The organism is Streptomyces sp. NBC_00876 (genome assembly GCF_045207435.1).
In the GTDB taxonomy this organism is placed as follows: Bacteria; Actinomycetota; Actinomycetes; order Streptomycetales; family Streptomycetaceae; genus Streptomyces.
The window spans coordinates 4898139-4915022 of the sequence record NZ_CP108800.1 but is presented as its reverse complement, the minus strand read 5'-3'; the positions used below and the strand labels follow the sequence as shown (position 1 = coordinate 4915022).

The following is a 16884-nucleotide window of genomic DNA, read 5'->3' as shown; positions in this document are numbered from 1 at the left end:
TCACACCCCCTCGGGGCCTACCCGCGAGGCGTACCGGCGTGCGACGGCTCGTAGGCGGCGCCCGCCTCCCGCCTGCAGGCGTCACAGCTTGCGCCGTCGCACGGCGCCGAGGCCTGCGCACCCACCCCATGACCGCCGGGGTGCATCTGCGCCTGGATCAGCGGGTCGGACCGGTCGACCTCGCACCAGATGCGCTTGCCGGCGCCCTCGGGCTGCCAGCCCCAGCGGTCGGCCAGCCCGTCGACCAGCTCCAGGCCCCGGCCGCCGGTGTCCTCACCCTTCGCGTGCCGCTGCTGCGGGGGGCGACAACTGGTGTCGGCCACCTCGACCCGGACGGTTCCGGCGTTCCCCGGCGCTCCCGTCGAGCCGAACAGCATGCGCAGCACGGCCGGACAGCCGGTGTGCACGACCGCGTTGGTGACCAGCTCCGAGATCAGCAGGATGAGCGTCTCGGCCAGCGGCTCGTCGTCTCCTATCCCGGACCCGACGAGCCTCGAACGCGCCCATCTGCGGGCCCGTCCGACCTCTGCGGGGTCGGGCCCGACCTCCAACTGAACCTGAAGCACCTGCACCGCTCACACCATCCGAACCGGCGGACACATCGCCTCGCGCCTCCTCAGGGTCACGGAACGTGATTCCCTTACGAGACAGCATGGTTGACGTACAGTCACCGCAACAAGCGCTTCGGGCATATTCCAGCGCGAAGGAGTACGCGTGGTGCATACTGTGCGACGCACGCTGCGGAGAGTCGAACAGAGGCGCTCCGAGACCTTGAGAGCCCCGAGAATCGTTTCCTCGGCAGGCCCGGCCCCTCTGTATGGATCACGAGCAGGGCACCTCTCGCGGACCGGAGTCGCCGCACAGGCCACATCCGGATCGCCAGGTTCCAGAACCACTCGCATCCAACGGAGCGTACCCGAGCCCGGCGCCGACTCCGGCCCGTGACGAATCACGCATAGGACACAAGCCGGTCTCGGCACGTGCCGACTGCGCTGCGTCACTGCACAGCGTGAACCTCAGGGGTCCGTCGCGTCACGTGCGTGCACCGGGCACACACACCGGCCGGATTCAGCCCAGATCGGCTGCCAGCACCTCCTCCGCGTCCGCCGCCGCCGGCCACTGCCCGGCCCGCAGCCACGCCCGCTTGAGATGCAGATGGACATCCTCCTCCCAGGTGAAGCCCATGCCGCCGTACACCTGGAGGCAGTCGCGGGCGTTGCGGACGGCCGCGTCGTCGGCGAGGAGTTTGGCCCCGGCGATCTCCACCGGGTCCCCGGTCACGGCGGCCGCGTAGAGCGCGGTACGGGCCGGCTCGGCGCGCACGAGCATTCCGGCGCACAGATGCTTGACCGCCTGGAAGGACCCGATCGGGGCGCCGAACTGTTCGCGCTCACCGGCGTGTTGGACCGCCGCCTCCAGGCTCCGGGCGGCGCTGCCGAGCTGCTCGGCGGCGGCCAGCAGGGCGCCCTCCCAGCGCAGCCGCGCCCCGTCGGCCAGCGGCTCGCCGCCATGGTCGGCGAGGTCGGGCACCCGCCACAGCGGCGTACCCGGGTCGAGCGACCGCACGGGCCTGGCCTCGTCCACCACCCGGCGCAGCGCCCCGCCGGTCAGCACCCGCGGCCGGTCCCCGTCCAGGACCAGCAGGGCATCGGCCTCGTCCAGGTGCCCCACGGGCCGCCCCGGCTCCGCGAGGGCCACCACGGCCTCACCCTCGGCCGCCCCCTTCACCGCGCCCGCGGCGAGCTGGGTGGCGGCCAGCGGGCCGGGCAGCAGCACCCGCCCGATCTCCTCGAACAGGAGTACGGATTCGGGGAGGCCGAGGCCGACCCCGCCCGCCGTCTCCGGCAGCCGCAGCGCGAAGAACCCGGCCGCGCCGAGCTCCCGCCACAGCCCACGGTCCACACCCCCTCCCCCCTCGTGCGCCGCTCGCATCCGGTCCCTGCCGAACCGGCCGGCGAGCAGGTCCCGTATCCCCGCCCGCAGCGCCCGCTGATCCTCCGAGAGCTGGAAGTCCACCCTCCGCTCACCGCCCCTTCGGCAGGCCGAGAATCCGCTCGGCGACGATGTTGTGCTGGATCTGCGAGGTGCCGGCCGCGATCGTGTACGAGAGCGAGGAGAGCCGGTCCAGCACCCACTCCCGGTCCAGATCGAGGGCGTCGCCCGCACCGAGCACCTCGGCCGCCGCCTCGTACAGCTCCTGGCGGGCGTGCGAGTACCGCAGCTTGAAGACCGAGCCGCCGATCCCGGGGACTCCCCCACTGGCCTGCGCCTCGCTGACGTTCCACTGGGTGAGCCGCCACAGCGACCGGAACTCGGCGTTCAGCCTGCCCAGCCTCCGCCGCAGCACCGCGTCGTCCCAGCGTCCGTTCCTGCGGGCCTCGGCGGCCAGCGCGTCCAGGGTGCGGCGGCAGGCGACGACCTCGCCGACGAAGGCCGTGCCGCGCTCGAAGGAGAGCGTGACCATGGTGACGCGCCAGCCGTCGTTCTCCGCGCCGACGCGGTGCGAGACGGGCACCCGCACCTCGTCCAGGAACATCTCGGCGAACTCGGTGGACCCGGCGAGCGTGCGCAGCGGCCGGACGGTGACACCGGGGGCGTCCATCCGCATCGCGAGCCAGCTGATCCCGCGGTGCTTGGGCGCCCCGGGATCCGTCCGGACCAGGAGCTCGCACCAGTCGGCGACCTCCGCGTGCGACGTCCAGATCTTCTGCCCGCTGACCACGTAGTCGTCGCCGTCGCGCACCGCGCGGGTCCGCAGCGAGGCCAGGTCGGAACCCGCCTCCGGCTCGCTGAAGCCCTGGCACCAGATCTCGTCGCCGCGCAGCACCGGCGGCAGCCAGCGGGCCCGCTGCTCAGCGGTGCCCTCGGCGGCGATCGTGGGCCCGGCGTGCAGCAGCCCGACGAAGTTCGCCCCGACGTAGGGCGCCCCGGCCCGCTCCGTCTCCTCCAGGAAGATCAGGTGCTGGGTGGGGGTGGCGCCCTGCCCGCCGGCGTCCGCGGGCCAGTGCAGGCCCGCGTACCCGGCGTCGTGGAGCAGCCGCTGCCAGCCGGCGTCGTACGCCCTGCGCCCAGGCCAGTCACCTGGATCCGGCTTCCCGGGCAGCCCCGGGAGCACCGAGCCCAGCCACTCCCGCAGCCGTGCCCGAAAAGCCTCTTCTTCCTCCGTGTACGCGAGGTCCATGACGCACGCGCCTACTTGTCGAGGTCGAGACCGAGCATCCTGATCGCGTTCCCGCGCATCAGTTTGTAGATGGTCTCGTCGTCCAGTCCCTTGACGTGGTCGAGGGCGACCTCCCTGGTGTTCGGGAAGGTCGAGTCGACATGCGGGTAGTCGGTCTCGAACGTCGCGTTGTCGCGCCCCACCACATCGAGTGACGCGATGCCGTGCTTGTCCCGGAAGAAGCAGCAGAACATCTGCCGGTAGTAGTACGTCGACGGCGGCTCGGGGATCAGATCGCGCACCCCGCCCCAGGCCCGGTGCTCCTCCCAGACGTCGTCGGCGCGTTCCAGGGCGTACGGGATCCAGCCCATCTGGCCCTCGCTGTAGGCGAGCTTGAGCTGCGGGAACTTCACCAGCACCCCGCTGAACAGGAAGTCCATCATCGAGGCCATCGCGTTGTTGAAGGAGAGCGAGGCCTGGACTGCGGGCGGGGCGTCCGGGGAGGCGGCGGGCATCTGCGAGCTCGACCCGATGTGCATGTTCACGACCGTGCCGGTCTCCTGGCAGGCGGCGAAGAACGGGTCCCAGTACCCGGTGTGGATCGACGGCAACCCGAGATAGGTGGGGATCTCCGAGAAGGTCACCGCCCGCACCCCGCGCGCCGCGTTCCTCCGGATCTCCGCGACCGCCAGATCGATGTCCCAGAGCGGGATGATGCAGAGCGGGATCAGCCGGCCGCCGCTGTCCCCGCACCACTCCTCGACCATCCAGTCGTTGTAGGCGCGGACGCAGGCGAGCGCGACCTCCTTGTCGTGGGCCTCGGCGAAGGTCTGACCGCAGAACCGCGGGAACGTGGGGAAGCAGAGGCTCGCCTCGACATGGTTGAGGTCCATGTCCTTCAGCCGCTCGGCGGGATCCCAGCACCCCCGTCGCATCTCGGCCCGGGTGATCCCCTCCAGCGTCATGTCGTCACGGTCGAATCCCACGGCGGCGATGTTCCGCTTGTACGGGAACTTGAGGTCCTCGTAGATCCACCAGTCGGTGGGCGGCCCGTCCGGATCCATCGTGATCACGTACTTGCCGCCGGTGTACGCCAGCTCACCGATGCCCGCGGTCAGCGGCTGCGGGCCGCGCTCGCGGTACTTGGCGGGCAGCCAGGTGGAGAAGAGGTGCGGCGGCTCGATCACATGGTCGTCGACGCTGACGATCCGAGGCAGTTCCGTCATGGTGTCCCCTTCGGCGCACGCATTTCTGATGACCCGTCAGATTTGACGTCGCCCTCAGGCTAGCCCCGCACCCCTGGACCGACAAGGCGCAGCGCTCTACGCTCTCCGCACGATCTGACTACCCGTCAGCTGTGAGGGGTTCGCCGTGAACGAGACCGCACATGCCCTGGGTGCATCGGGCACCTTCTGGGAGCTCATCGAACACCGGGCCGCCCTGACGCCGGACCGGCCCTTCCTGATCCAGGACGACCGCCGGCTCACCTTCGGCGAACTGCGCACCCGGGCCGAACTCGTGGCGGCGGGCCTGTACGCCATGGGCGTACGCCCCGGCACCGTCGTCGCCTGGCAACTGCCGACCCGGCTGGAGACGGTGCTGCTGTCCTTCGCCCTGACCCGGCTCGGCGCGGTGCAGACACCCGTCATCCCCTTCTACCGCGACCGCGAGGTCGGCTTCGCGCTGCGCGAGTCGAAGGCGGAGTTCTTCGCGGTGCCGGGCACCTGGCGCGGCTTCGACCACACCGCGATGGCCGCCCGCCTCTCCGCGGACCTGCCGCACCCGCCCCAGATCTTCGAGGCGTACGACGCCCTCCCGGACGGCGACCCGTCGACCCTGCCCCCACCCCCCACCGACGGCACGGCGGTGCGCTGGATCTACTGGACCTCGGGCACCACGTCCGACCCCAAGGGCGTCCTGCACACCGACCGCAGCCTCATCGCGGGCGGCTCCTGCCTGGCCCACGCCCTGCACCTGACGGCGGACGACACCGGCTCGGTGGCCTTCCCCTTCGCCCACGTCGGCGGACCGGACTACGCGGTCATGCTGCTCCTGTACGGGTTCCCCGCGGTGCTGTTCGAGCACTTCGCGATGCCGGAGGCCCTTGCGGGCTACCGGCGCCACGGGGTGACGGTCGCGGGCGGCTCCACGGCCTTCTACTCCATGTTCCTGACGGAACAGCGCAAGGACCCGGCCACCCCGCTCATCCCCACACTCCGCCTGCTGGCCGGCGGCGGCGCCCCGAAGCCCCCGGAGCTCTACCACGCGGTGGTCCGCGAGATGGGCGTCCAGCTGACCCACGGCTACGGCATGACCGAGGTACCCATGATCACGATGGGCGCCCCTGACGACACGGTGGAACAGCTCGCCGAAACGGAGGGCCGCCCGCCCGAGGGCATGGAGATCCGGATCACCGACGAGGACGGCAAGCCGCTGCCGTACGACACGGACGGCGAGGTCCGCCTGCGCGGCGAGGCGGTCTGCCGGGGCTATCTGGCCTCCGCCTCCCCCTTCGACGCCGAGGGCTTCCTGATCACGGGCGACGTAGGACACGTCAGGCCCAGCGGGCACCTCGTCCTCACCGGCCGGCTGAAGGACATCATCATCCGCAAGGGCGAGAACATCTCGGCGAAGGAGATAGAGGACCTCCTGGCCCGCCACCCCGGCGTGGGCGACGCGGCGGTGATAGGCCTCCCGGACCAGTCACGCGGCGAACGCGTCTGCGCGGTGGTGGAGCAGCCGCCCGGCGCCGCCCCCCTCACCCTCCCCGAACTGACGGCCTACCTGCGCGGCGAGGGCCTGTCCGTCCACAAGCTCCCCGAACAACTGGAACTCGTCGACGCCCTCCCCCGCAACGAAGCGCTCCGCAAGGTCCTGAAGTACCGGCTGCGGGAGCGGTTCGCCTGACGCGGGGTTCCGTCCTCAATCGCCGGACGGGCTTGTGTGCGGGTGCCCCGCGGGTGCGCCTTGTCCGGTGGGTGGGGGTGGGGCCCCTCCGGGGAGACTCCTCAAAAATGGCGTGTGCACCCGACGACGAACAGGGACCCGGGTCGTACGCCATTTTCTGCGGGGACTCCCCTGCACGTCCCCACCCGGCCGCCATCGCGTGTGTACGTCGGCGGTACTGCTGCCGCAGACGCAAGGCGGCCGGTCCGGGGCCGTGCAGGGGAGTCCCCGCAGGACGACGAACACCGACCCGGGTCGCTTGCGTACCCGCCGAACGTTCGTCGTCTGAGGAGTCTCCCCGGAGGGGCACCGGACCCCCACCACCGGGCAGGAGCGCACCCCGCGGGGGACCCCCACCAAGCCCGTCCGGCGATTGAGGACGGAACCCCGCGCCCCGGACCGGGGCGACTACGCGTCGGGCTCGATCACAGTGAAGTACGCGGCGAACGCCACCACCGCGTCGTCCTCCGCGATCCGTCCGTCCCGGTCCGCGTCCAGGCTCGTCGCGGCGAACGCCGCCGCGTCCTGGCTCGCCCCGAGCACCCGCAGCGCCCGCTCCACGGACGCCACCGAGGCCGCTCCGTCGTTCTCCCGGTCGGCCACGGCGATCGCGGCCCGCAGGAAGGGGCGGGCGATCTCCGCGAAGCGCTCGGGGTTGTCGCGGAGGCGTTTGACCGCGCCGCCCACGAACTCCTCACGGGTGACGCGCTGGTGCCCGTCGACGTCGGCGATGCCCGCCATGCCCTGCCAGAACGCCTCGGCTCCGGTGTAGAGCGCCTGCCCCTTGTCGCAGCGGGCCGTCGTACCGAATTCGGCGAGCAGACGGGCCGCGGCGGCGTTGAAATCCGCACGATCGATGTATCCGTTGCCGTCCTGGTCGAAGGCGGCGAAGCGGAAGGCGATCTTGCGCTCATATTCTGCGCTGTCCATGCGGGGAGCGTACGACGCCGAAAGGCGTCACGTGTCACTTACGCGCGTCACCGGTGTGACAACCTGGTATTAAACGCGGCGCCGGCCGCCGGCCGGGCACCGTTCAGGCCGAGAGCGGCTCGGCCTCGTCGTCCACGGCGGAGTCCCGGTCAGGGTAGACCTCGAACAGCCGGCGTACCCCGAGCGCGGCGAGCACCCGGTTGACGTGGGAGCCCTCCTCGGCGCCCCGGGCGGGCAGGATCAGCCGCAGCCGGCCCCCGCAGGAACGCATCAGGCGGCGCGAGGCGATCAGCACGCCGACACCGCTCGAGTCGCAGAACAGCACCTCGGAGAGGTCGAGCACGACATCGTGGCGGCCTACGGCGACCGCGCCGTGGACGGACTGACGAACGAGGGGTGAGGTCACCAGATCCAGCTCACCGCGTATGCGCAGCACGGTCCACACGCCCTGCTGGGTCTCGGCCACGTCCAGCAGCTTCCGGGAACGGTCCTGGGTGAGCCAGGGGGCGTGGACGGGCGCAGCCTGAGGGTGGTTTCCAGGAGGGCAAGGTGTACTCACGCGACTGGGCCTCTCGTTCCGGGGATTCCGGGGGATTCCGGCAATCCGGAAGTTTGCGTTCCCCCTCGCGGCTGCCCCGGCGCACACCCCGTGAAACACCGCTTCCCGCAGGAAGGCCCGGAAGTGTTTCAGGCATAAATGATCACTTCAGGTCCGATTCCGTCGTCGAGTGATGACGCATTCCCTATCATCCGGGGCGTCCGCGGGGACGTACTTGCCGTAAAGGGGCGTGCTCCGTCTGCGGGGCCGACTACATTCGATGTGACGAGGGGTACAGGGCGTCAGGCCCTGACGGCAGACGGCTGGGGGTCTCATGGCGAAAAACACACCACCGCGCTGGGACCGCATGATGCAGCAGCGGCTGGCACGCGGCGAGGCGGCCGCCCTCGGTGAGCTGTACGACCGGTTCGCCTCCCTGGTGCACAGCCAGGCCAACCGGATGCTGGACGACGAGAGCGCCGCGGATCTGGTGACCCGCGAGGTCTTCGGTTACGTGTGGGAGAACCCCGACGCCTACGACCCCAAGCAGGGCTCCATGCGGTCCTGGGTGGCCCGGCTCACGCACCGCGAGTCCGTGCAGCGGCTGCGCACCGCCGCCACCGCGGCGCACGGGGACGGGCCGTACGGCGGGTACGGGGAGTACGACGGGGCGGCCGCCGGTCCCGCCGATCTGGACGAGCGCGTGCGCCGGGCCACCGCCGCGGCCCGCGCCGACTACATCGTCGCGTCCATGCCCGCACCGCTGCGGGCCGCTCTCGAGCTCGCGTACATCCAGCGCCGCGACTACCGGCAGACCGCGACGGACCTCGGTGTCACCGAGGACGAGGCGCGGCGCCGGCTGCGGCTCGGGCTCCAGCTGCTGTCCACCGCCCACACCCGGCCCCTGGAGGGCTCGGCGCCGCCCGGATACGGACGGTCGCTGTGACCGACGACATGAACGGCCACGGCCAGGACGACGAGGTGCGCGGCGCCCGGCGTATACCGGGACCCCGGGCCGCCGCGGACGACTTCGACCTGAGCCGTCTGCCTCTGCCCGAAACCGGCCGTCCGGACGCGGACCACGAACCGGCGGACCCGGATCCGCCGGATGAACCGGCCGCCCGTGAACCGGCAGGGAAGCCGGCGGACAGCGCGCCGGTGCCGGTCGCCACGAACCTGCCGGAACCCCCGGTGCTCCCGCACCGCGTTCTGCAGGCGCTGCTCGGTGCCTGGGCGCTCACCGCGTGTTCGGCCGAGGAGACCGAGGCCGTCGAGGCACACCTCACGGAGTGCGCCCCCTGCGCGGACGAGGCACTGCGGCTGCGTGACGCGGTCACCCTGCTGCACACCGACCGCAGCCTGGATCTCGATCCGATGCTGCGGAACCGGGTGCTGGACAACTGCCTGAGCCGGCGGCCCGCCAGGATCCCGGTGCCGGAGTGGGCCTCGCCGTACGACGCGGAGACGGCCCGGCTGGACGCGCTGCTGCGCGACATCGGCGATTCCGAGTGGCACGCCCCGGTGCGGCTGAAGTGGTTCGAGGACGAGCGCGGGGTGAATCGCAAGACGACGGTCGCCGGGGTGATCGGTCACCTGATGACCGTCGACGGGCTGGTCAGCGCCGCTCTCGGCCTCGACGACCCGCTCGCCGACAGCATCCCGGGCAGCCCGCGCCGTGGCTCCGGGCTGCCGCTCGCCCCCACCGCACGCACCGAGACGTACTGGTCCTCCGCCCGGCGGCCGCCGACCCGGTCGGTCCGCGGGCCGTGGCGCGACCAGAGCCACACCCTGATCCGCACGGTGTCCTTCGCGGGCCGCGGTGTCTCGGAACTCTCCGTGTCCTACGGCGAGTTCGCGCTGCCGTTGCAGGACGCCCTGCTGGACCGCGCCTTCGAGTGCTGGGTGCACGCCGACGACATCGCGGAGGCGGTGGACTATCCGTACGATCCACCGTCGGGCGCCCACCTCAACCGGATGATCGATCTGGCCGCCCGCATGCTGCCGGCCGCCCTGGCCCAGCGGCGCCGGGCGGGGCTCGCGGGTCCGGCCCGCCATCTGGTGACGGCCGGTTCCCCGGGACGCTCGCTGCACCTGGAGGTGGAGGGCTCGGGCGGCGGCAACTGGTACATCGCGCTGGACTCCCCCGCCGCCGTCGGCTCCCCCGACCACACGGTGGCGCAGGTCGCGCTGGACGGCGTCGAGTTCTGCCAGCTGGTGGCGGGCCATGTGCCGCCCGTGGAGGCGGCGGCCGGTCAGCGCGGGGACCGCGAGGCGATCCAGGAGGTGCTCTTCGCGGCGGCCTCGCTCAGCAGACTCTGAGCACCGGCCCAGAGGCGCTACGCGAAGATCACCGTACGGCGGCCGTTCAGCAGGATGCGCCGCTCCGCGTGCCACTTCACCGCGCGCGCCAGCGCCTGGCACTCCACATCGCGCCCGATGGCGACCAGCTGGTCCGGCGTCACGCCGTGGCCCACCCGCTCGACCTCCTGCTCGATGATCGGCCCCTCGTCGAGGTCGGCCGTCACGTAGTGCGCCGTCGCACCGATCAGCTTCACACCGCGGTCGTGCGCCTGGTGGTACGGCTTCGCGCCCTTGAAGCTCGGCAGGAACGAGTGGTGGATGTTGATGATCCGGCCGCTCAGCTGCTTGCACAGATCGTCCGAGAGGACCTGCATGTAGCGGGCCAGTACGACCAGCTCCACGTTCTCCTCGCGGACCAGCTCCAGCACCTGCGCCTCGGCCTCCGCCTTGTTCTCCCTGGTCACCGGGATGTGCCGGAAGGGAACGCCGTACGAGGCGACGAGCTCGGCGAAGTCCGTGTGGTTGGAGACGACCGCCGCGATCTCGACCGGCAGCGCCCCGGTCCGGGAGCGGAACAGCAGGTCGTTGAGGCAGTGGCCGAACTTGCTGACCATCAGCACGACCCGCATCCGGTCCGACGAGCGGTGGATCTGCCAGTCCATCCGGAAGGAGTCGCCGATCGCGGCGAAGCTCGCCCGCAGCTTGTCCAGGGTCACCGGGCTGTCCGCCGAGAAGTGCACGCGCATGAAGAACAGACCCGTGTCGTGGTCCCCGAACTGCTGACTGTCCTCGATGTTGCAGCCGGTCATGAAGAGATAGCTCGACACGGCGTGCACGATGCCCTGTTTGTCAGGGCACGAGAGCGTGAGGACGTACTGCTCGGGGACGGTCTCTGCGGGCTGCGGCGCGGTCATCCCCGTAGCGTGCCACACCGTCCGGATATCAGGCGGTCCTGGTCATGATGCGGAGCACGTCCAGTGAGCGGGGCGGGACGTCGGGGTCCTCGCCGTCGTTCGTGGCGATCAGCACATGGGCCTCGCGGGCGGCCCGGACGGCCTCCGTCCAGCCGTGGTGCTCCAGATAGGCGGACACGGGGGCGTCGGCGCCGACCTGGTGCATGATGCGCAGCACCCGCAGCACCGCGACGTCGACGAGGGCGGCCTCGCCGGAGTCCCGGAAGACCGTGCCGACGTACTTCTCGGCGGACCAGTTGTCGAGCCAGGTGTCCTCGACCAGGCGGTACACGGCGTCGGTGACGTCGCCGTATCCCTCCCGGCCGGCCAGCCAGCACTCGTGGTGGAAGACGGGGTCGGAGAGCATGTGCAGCGCCGAGCGCACGTTGCTGCGCCAGCGCCACCAAGGAATGTCATTGAGCGGCATGCCGCCCATGGTGGAGGAGCGACGGCCGCGACGGGAAGAGTTCTCGGAACCTTGCTGCACGGTTGTCGATCGTACGTTCCCTTTTCGGCTTCCCGTACGGGCCCCTGGAATTCACCTGTACGTCACCGAGCGTTGAACGGAGCACACTGCGGCGTTACCCCTGGGCGGGAATTGTCTGGGGTCATGACCGGACGGCGACGCCCCACCCTCCCCCGCTCCTTCAGTTCGTTCACCGGTGCGGTGGCGGCAGGGGCATTGCTGATGACCGGCTGCGGTGTGCTCCCTGGGGCCTCGGGGGACTCCAGGGAGCCCGTCACCGTCGTCACCTGGGCACCCAGCGGCGCCTCCGGTCCGGACGCCGCCAGCATGGCGGGCATGACCGCCATGGCCCAGACGTACGCCCGCTGGATCAACGGCGAGGGCGGGATCGACGGGCACGAGCTGCGCGTGATCACCTGCGACGAGCAGGACACCTCGATCGGTGCGGGCAACTGCGCCCGCCGGGCCGTCAAGGAGGGCGCCGTCGCCGTCCTCGGCTCCTACAGCCGGCACGGGCGGGCGTTCATGACTCCCCTCGAGGTCGCCGGAATCCCGTACATCGGCGGGTACGGCGCCTCCGAGGAGGAGTTCCGGAGCTATATGTCCTACCCGGTCATGGGCGGCCAGTCGGCGCTGCTGGCGGGCAACGCCGAGCAGCTGGCCCGCAGTTGCAGCCGGATCTCCCTGGTGCGGCCGGACACGCTGGCCGGCGACGGACAGTCGTGGCTCCTCAGGACCGGCCTCGCCGCGGCCCACCGGCCCGCACCGGCCGACATCCGTGCGGCGGAGACGGCCACTTCGTACGACGAGGCGGCCGGGCAGGCACTGGCGGGGGCGGGCACGGACGGCGGGTGCGTCACGGCCGTGCTCGGCGATCGCACACAGACGTTCTTCGACTCCTTCCGGCGGCTGGAGCCGACGGGCGCGTCGGTACGGATCTCCTCCGTGCTCGGCAGCATCGGACAGCCGCTCATCGACCGCACCGGCGGCCGCGGCAGCCCGCTCGAGGGCGCGTACGTCACCGGCTGGTACCCGGCCCCGGGCGACGCCCGCTGGGACCCGATGCGGGAGGTGATCAGCAAGCACGCCTTCGGCGACAACCGGATCGACCCGGACGACACGGGCGTGCAGACCACCTGGATCGCGTACAGCGCGCTGAAGTCGGTCATCGAGACGCTGCACACGTCGCAGATCACGTCCTGGAAGGTCGCCAAGGCGCTCAACCGGGGGACCCGGGTGAACACCGGAGGTCTCACCCCCGTACTGCGCTGGCGCTACGAGGACATGCTCGGCTCCTCCTCGTACCCGCGCATCGTCAACAGCAAGGTGACGTTCCAGGTCGTGCGCGAGGGCCGGCTGGTCGCCGACAAGAAGGGCTTCGTGGACGTGACGCAGACCCTTGCGGACGCCAGCGCGACCGGCTGAGACATCCGGCATCCCAGGCCCCGGACGGGAGTGGTCCGGGGCCCGGCGGGGGCGGCTCGCGCCCCCGCTCCGCACTCAGAGCGCGGTGGCCTCGCGCTTCGTCAGGCCGTACTTCGCCGCGATGGTGTTCCACAGCCCGGACGCCTGGCGCTTGGCCTTGCTCGCCTCGCCGCTCTGCACGGTGGCCTGCTGCGTCTGTGAGGTCGTGCGGGCCTTGCCGTGCTTGCACACCTTCTTGCTCTTGGCCTGCGCGGCCCAGGCCGCGTAGTGGTCGTCCGCCGAGGCGGACGCCTGCCAGGCCCGGGTGAGGGATGCGGTCAGCTGCCCGTTGTCCGGCAGCTTGTCGACCGACAGGCCCTTGAGCCGGGTGACCAGATCGCGGCGCTGCTGGGCGGCGCCCTTGAGATCGGCCACGGCCTGGTCCAGATCGGTGCAGCTCTTGGTCTTCTCCACCGCGCCGATGACCGCGGCCCTGCTGTTGTTGCTGTCCGCGAGCAGCTTGTCGAGTGCCTCGGCCTGCGGCTTCGCCGGGTCGGCCGCGGGCTGCTCGGGCGCCTTGGCGGCCGGCGAACTCGCGGCGGCCACCGGCTGCTTGTTGTCCTTCTCGTCGTCGCCGCCGCTCAGCAGGGCGCCGGCGCCGAGCCCGATCACGGCGCAGGCGACGACGACCGCCGCGATCAGCGGAATGTGCGCGGACTTCTTGCGCCGGCCGTCCTGCCCGTCCTGCGGCAGTCCGTCCTCGGGTCCGGTGTACGCGGGCGCCTGCTGGTACGCCTGCGGCGGCCGGCCGCCCTGGTAGGGCTGCTGCCCGCCCTGGTGTGCTCCGCCCTGGTGCTGCGCGGGGTCGAAGCGGGGCATCTGCTGCGTGGCGCCCGCGGGCTCGTCGCTGCGGAAGAGGTTGTCGAACTCGGCGGGCGGCTGCCGCTCACCGGGGGTTCCGGGCCGGATGCCGTACGGGGCGCCGCCGGGCACCGGGGGTATGTACTGGGTCTCGTCGGCGTCCTGGCCGCCGGGTGCGGGCGGCGCGGCGTGACCGCCGGGCTGCTGGTAACCCTGCTGCGGGGCGCGGCCCAGGAACGTGGTGGACTCGGCGGGGCTCTCCGGCGGCAGCCCGCCGGACGGGCCCGCGGGCACCGGCGCGATGAACTGCGTGGCCTCCGCGTCGCCCCCCGCCCCCATGCCGGGCACGGCCTCGGGCGGCAGCGGCTGGGCGTAGGGCGACTGCGGCGGCTGCTGCTGTACGGGCGGCAGCGGCTGGGGCGGCTGCGGGACCTGGCCGTAAGCCGGAGCCTGCGCCCCCTGCCCGTACTGCTGCCCGTGCTGCTGTCCGTACTGCTGCTGTCCCTGGCCGTACGCGCCCTGGTTCTGGCCGTACGCGCCCTGGTCCTGTCCCTGTGCCGCAGGGTCCTGGTGCGGTGCCTGCGGGCCCCAGGGCTGCCCCCAGGGCTGCCCTCCGGCGGGGGCCGCCCGGTCCGCGGGTCCCGGCGGCGTCCAGGGCTCGCCGCCACCCGCGGGCAGCACGACGCCTTCGTGCGCGGGTCGTACAGCAGGGAGGTTCTGCTCGTCGCCCTGTCCGCTCTGTGTCACCGGGACTCCTACGTGTGTATCTATGGAATCGTCGGCTCACGCTATCGGGTGGCTGCCGCCGTCCGCCAAGTGCCCGCGGTCGCTCACCACCCCTTCACACGGGGTGTAACGCCCTGCCCGCCCGTGGCGCAGTTAACGGGCGGACGCGCACAATCGCCTGGTCAGACGCTCGTGCGGGCCCGGACGGGTCTCTTCGGTCAGGCCGCCTGCAACTCCATCCGGGCGCCGAACTCCCGTACGGCGGGCTCGTCCCCGTACGGCACCAGACGCTGTTGCAGATCCTCCAGATACTCCGCGCCCCGGCTGGAGCGCACCGTGCCCAGCAGCTCCATCGCCCGCGTCCCGGTGTGGCAGGCCTGCTCCACCTCGCGCAGCTGCACCTGCGCGGTGGCCAGCAGCGCCAGCCCGATGCCGCGGCGGCGGGCGCGGGACTCCGGGAGGCCGTCCAGGGACTCCTTGGCCCGGCGCGCGGCCGCCTCGGCCTGACCCAGATCCCGGTGGCAGTGCGCCAGTTCGTCGGCCAGGTAGGCGTGGTCGAAGTGGGCGATCCAGTCGGGGTCGTCCCCCGTGTCCGGATCGGCCTGCTCCAGCGCCGCCAGCGCCCGTCCCGCCACCGCCTGACAGGTGCGGGCATCGCCGAGCAGTGCGTGGCCGCGCGCCTCCGCCGCGTAGAACATCGCCTCCGCCCTCGGGGTGACCCGTCCGCGCGCCCCTTCCTGCGCCGCCCTGGCCAGCTGGGCGATCTCGCGCGGGTTGCCGAGCTCGGCCGCGAGATGGCTCATCGAGGCGGCCAGCACATAGCCCCCGTAGGCACGGTCGCCCGCCGCCTGGGCCAGGCGCAGGGCCTGGATGTAGTAGCGCTGGGCGAGACCCGGCTGGCCCGTGTCGATCGCCATGTACCCGGCGAGCTCGGTGAGCCGCGCGACCGCCGCGAACAACTGCCGCCCGGTCGATTCGCGGTACGCCCCCGAAAGCAGCCCGGAGACCACGCTGTTGAGGTAGTGCACCAAGACCGGCCGCACATGGCCGCTGCCGAAGCGGTGGTCGAGGTCGACCAGCGCGGCCGTCGTGGCCCGCACCGCTTCCACGTCCGGCATCCCGACCCGGGCCCCGGCGGCCCGCGCGACCTGCGGGTCCGCGCCGGTGATCAGCCAGTCCCTGCTGGGCTCGACCAGCGCCGACGACGCGACCGCGGAACCGGACAGGAAGTCGCGGCGGCCGACGTCGCTGCGCCACAGCTCGCAGACCTGCTCGATCGCCCCGATCACCGTCGGGGCGAACTGAAGACCGACCCCGGAGGCCAGGTTCTTGCCGTTGGCCATCCCGATCTCGTCGATCGTGACCGTACGGCCGAGCTTGCGCCCGAGCGCCTCGGCGATGATGCCCGGCGCCCTGCCGCGCGGCTGCTGCCCGCGCAGCCAGCGGGCCACGGAGGTCTTGTCGTAACGGAGATCGAGACCGCGCTCGGCCCCGACCATGTTGACGCGGCGGGCCAGGCCCGCGTTGGAACATCCGGCTTCCTGAATGAGCGCCTGGAGCCGTTCGTTCGGCTGGCGTGCGACGAGAGGCCTGGCTGACATGTTTCTCCCCCTGAGGCCGCAGTGATCGATGACAGGATCACTGCCCGACATATGCCTGAGAAATGCACCGATTCATCGTGATGGTCACTTTCATCGCGTCTCTCCTCGTTCGTCACGGCAAGCCCCCTATGATGCCGAGCGAACTGCGCCGGATTTCCCGTATGTGGCTACCCGCCCGCCCCCACGGCTCCTCCCGCGCGCCCCCACCGGTGCTTCGATGCGCCCCATATGCGGGATCGGCAGACCGTAACCGCGCTCGCCACAGCCGTAACCCCAGGTGGCGGCGGGAGTTGTGCTGGGCGTGGAAGAGCCCATCGGAGTCATGGAAGCCGCGCAGGTCCCCCAGCAGCGTGCCGAGCAACTGCTCGACGCCGCTGTGCGATACGCGGAGGAGCGGCACTGGGACGTGTGCCCCGGCACCTGGCTGGAGCCGGCCGACGGCGCCCAGCGGTGCTCGTGCGGCGAGGCCGGCTGTGCCGCACCCGGCGCCCATCCCACCCGGGCCGACTGGGCGGGCCGGGCGACCGGCAGCGGCGCGGCGGCCCGCCGGATGTGGACCCAGAACCCCAGGGCCGCCATCCTGTTGCCGACCGGACGCGCCTTCGACGTGGTCGACGTACCGGAGTCCGCCGGCTTTCTGGCGCTCGCCCGGATGGAGCGCATGAGCCTGCCGCTCGGGCCGGTCACCCGTACCCCGGACCGCCGGATGCAGTTCTTCGTGCTGCCGGGCGCCGCCGCCAAGCTGGAGGGCCTCGTACGGAAGGTGGGCTGGAACGCCGCGTCGATCGGTCTGCACGGCATCGGCGAGGGCCATTACGTCGCCGCCCCGCCGACCCGGATCGGCGGGGCCGGAGCGGTGCAGTGGGCCCGCAGCCCCTCCACCGCCAACCGCTGGCTGCCCGAGGTGGAGGAGCTCGTCAGCCCCCTCGCCTACGCCTGCGGCAGGGAGGCGGCCGACGCGCGGGCACGCCTTTCGTAGGGTGTCCCCCAAGTACGGG

At 71.9% G+C, this 16884-nt stretch carries 15 protein-coding genes; 5 read left to right on the top strand and 10 right to left on the bottom strand.

Going from position 1 to position 16884, the window contains the following annotated elements; genetic code table 11:
- Positions 1 to 17: 17 nt before the first annotated feature.
- The 4 genes from OG782_RS21545 to OG782_RS21530 all read right to left on the bottom strand — a co-directional run bounded on the left by OG782_RS21545 (position 18) and on the right by OG782_RS21530 (position 4386).
- Positions 18 to 572, bottom strand: a complete 555-nt coding sequence (locus tag OG782_RS21545) for an ATP-binding protein (protein ID WP_406453371.1) — start codon at positions 570 to 572, stop codon at positions 18 to 20.
- A gap of 496 nt (positions 573 to 1068) precedes the next feature.
- Positions 1069 to 2016, bottom strand: a complete 948-nt coding sequence (locus tag OG782_RS21540) for an acyl-CoA dehydrogenase family protein (protein ID WP_406453369.1) — start codon at positions 2014 to 2016, stop codon at positions 1069 to 1071.
- A gap of 7 nt (positions 2017 to 2023) precedes the next feature.
- The gene (locus OG782_RS21535; protein ID WP_406453367.1) at positions 2024 to 3181 is read right to left on the bottom strand and encodes an acyl-CoA dehydrogenase; all 1158 of its coding nucleotides are present in this window, start codon (positions 3179 to 3181) and stop codon (positions 2024 to 2026) included.
- A gap of 11 nt (positions 3182 to 3192) precedes the next feature.
- The gene (locus OG782_RS21530; RefSeq protein ID WP_406453365.1) at positions 3193 to 4386 is read right to left on the bottom strand and encodes an amidohydrolase family protein; all 1194 of its coding nucleotides are present in this window, start codon (positions 4384 to 4386) and stop codon (positions 3193 to 3195) included.
- A 145-nt stretch (positions 4387 to 4531) separates the two neighbouring features.
- On the opposite strand from OG782_RS21530, the gene OG782_RS21525 reads away from it, so the two are divergent.
- Entirely contained in the window at positions 4532 to 6067 is a 1536-nt protein-coding gene (locus OG782_RS21525; protein WP_406453363.1) for a class I adenylate-forming enzyme family protein, read from the top strand.
- A gap of 447 nt (positions 6068 to 6514) precedes the next feature.
- Here OG782_RS21525 and OG782_RS21520 read toward each other — a convergent pair whose 3' ends face one another.
- Together OG782_RS21520 and OG782_RS21515 are read right to left on the bottom strand one after the other, a co-directional pair.
- Complete coding sequence (locus OG782_RS21520; RefSeq protein ID WP_406453361.1) at positions 6515 to 7036, bottom strand: EF-hand domain-containing protein; 522 nt, start codon at positions 7034 to 7036, stop codon at positions 6515 to 6517.
- 103 nt (positions 7037 to 7139) lie between these two features.
- A complete protein-coding gene (locus tag OG782_RS21515; RefSeq protein ID WP_406459195.1) occupies positions 7140 to 7511 on the bottom strand; it encodes an STAS domain-containing protein in 372 nt (123 codons plus the stop codon).
- Between the two features lie 397 nt (positions 7512 to 7908).
- On the opposite strand from OG782_RS21515, the gene OG782_RS21510 reads away from it, so the two are divergent.
- Together OG782_RS21510 and OG782_RS21505 are read left to right on the top strand one after the other, a co-directional pair.
- Complete coding sequence (locus tag OG782_RS21510; protein ID WP_406453359.1) at positions 7909 to 8520, top strand: RNA polymerase sigma factor; 612 nt, start codon at positions 7909 to 7911, stop codon at positions 8518 to 8520.
- A gap of 8 nt (positions 8521 to 8528) precedes the next feature.
- On the top strand, positions 8529 to 9893 hold the full coding sequence (locus OG782_RS21505) for a zf-HC2 domain-containing protein (RefSeq protein WP_406459193.1): 1365 nt from the start codon (positions 8529 to 8531) through the stop codon (positions 9891 to 9893).
- A 17-nt stretch (positions 9894 to 9910) separates the two neighbouring features.
- Here the strand turns inward: OG782_RS21505 and purU are convergent, their stop codons facing one another.
- Together purU and OG782_RS21495 are read right to left on the bottom strand one after the other, a co-directional pair.
- A complete protein-coding gene (gene purU / locus OG782_RS21500; protein ID WP_406453357.1) occupies positions 9911 to 10789 on the bottom strand; it encodes a formyltetrahydrofolate deformylase in 879 nt (292 codons plus the stop codon).
- A gap of 28 nt (positions 10790 to 10817) precedes the next feature.
- Positions 10818 to 11264 carry a hypothetical protein gene (locus OG782_RS21495; protein WP_406459191.1) on the bottom strand — a complete coding sequence of 149 codons (447 nt, stop codon included), beginning with the start codon at positions 11262 to 11264 and terminating at the stop codon, positions 10818 to 10820.
- 174 nt (positions 11265 to 11438) lie between these two features.
- Here OG782_RS21495 and OG782_RS21490 point away from each other — a divergent pair, with 174 nt between their 5' ends.
- The gene (locus tag OG782_RS21490; RefSeq protein ID WP_406453355.1) at positions 11439 to 12719 is read left to right on the top strand and encodes an ABC transporter substrate-binding protein; all 1281 of its coding nucleotides are present in this window, start codon (positions 11439 to 11441) and stop codon (positions 12717 to 12719) included.
- A gap of 75 nt (positions 12720 to 12794) precedes the next feature.
- Here the strand turns inward: OG782_RS21490 and OG782_RS21485 are convergent, their stop codons facing one another.
- Together OG782_RS21485 and OG782_RS21480 are read right to left on the bottom strand one after the other, a co-directional pair.
- Positions 12795 to 14306 carry a hypothetical protein gene (locus tag OG782_RS21485; RefSeq protein ID WP_406453353.1) on the bottom strand — a complete coding sequence of 504 codons (1512 nt, stop codon included), beginning with the start codon at positions 14304 to 14306 and terminating at the stop codon, positions 12795 to 12797.
- A 197-nt stretch (positions 14307 to 14503) separates the two neighbouring features.
- Positions 14504 to 15886 (bottom strand): transcriptional regulator, encoded by a 1383-nt coding sequence (locus OG782_RS21480; protein ID WP_406453351.1) that lies wholly within the window; start codon positions 15884 to 15886, stop codon positions 14504 to 14506.
- Positions 15887 to 16208: 322 nt separating this feature from the next.
- Here OG782_RS21480 and OG782_RS21475 point away from each other — a divergent pair, with 322 nt between their 5' ends.
- The gene (locus OG782_RS21475) at positions 16209 to 16865 is read left to right on the top strand and encodes a bifunctional DNA primase/polymerase (RefSeq protein ID WP_406459189.1); all 657 of its coding nucleotides are present in this window, start codon (positions 16209 to 16211) and stop codon (positions 16863 to 16865) included.
- Positions 16866 to 16884: the final 19 nt, after the last annotated feature.

Bases quoted from the DNA above. Each gene is read 5' to 3' on its own strand.
- OG782_RS21530 (WP_406453365.1), bottom strand. From the start codon at position 4,386: ATGACGGAACTGCCTCGGATCGTCAGCGTCGACGACCATGTGATCGAG.
- OG782_RS21510 (WP_406453359.1), top strand. From the start codon at position 7,909: ATGGCGAAAAACACACCACCGCGCTGGGACCGCATGATGCAGCAGCGG.
- purU (WP_406453357.1), bottom strand. From the start codon at position 10,789: ATGACCGCGCCGCAGCCCGCAGAGACCGTCCCCGAGCAGTACGTCCTC.
- OG782_RS21520 (WP_406453361.1), bottom strand. From the start codon at position 7,036: ATGGACAGCGCAGAATATGAGCGCAAGATCGCCTTCCGCTTCGCCGCC.
- OG782_RS21505 (WP_406459193.1), top strand. From the start codon at position 8,529: ATGAACGGCCACGGCCAGGACGACGAGGTGCGCGGCGCCCGGCGTATA.
- OG782_RS21495 (WP_406459191.1), bottom strand. From the start codon at position 11,264: ATGGGCGGCATGCCGCTCAATGACATTCCTTGGTGGCGCTGGCGCAGC.
- OG782_RS21475 (WP_406459189.1), top strand. From the start codon at position 16,209: ATGGAAGCCGCGCAGGTCCCCCAGCAGCGTGCCGAGCAACTGCTCGAC.
- OG782_RS21480 (WP_406453351.1), bottom strand. From the start codon at position 15,886: ATGTCAGCCAGGCCTCTCGTCGCACGCCAGCCGAACGAACGGCTCCAG.
- OG782_RS21490 (WP_406453355.1), top strand. From the start codon at position 11,439: ATGACCGGACGGCGACGCCCCACCCTCCCCCGCTCCTTCAGTTCGTTC.
- OG782_RS21535 (WP_406453367.1), bottom strand. From the start codon at position 3,181: ATGGACCTCGCGTACACGGAGGAAGAAGAGGCTTTTCGGGCACGGCTG.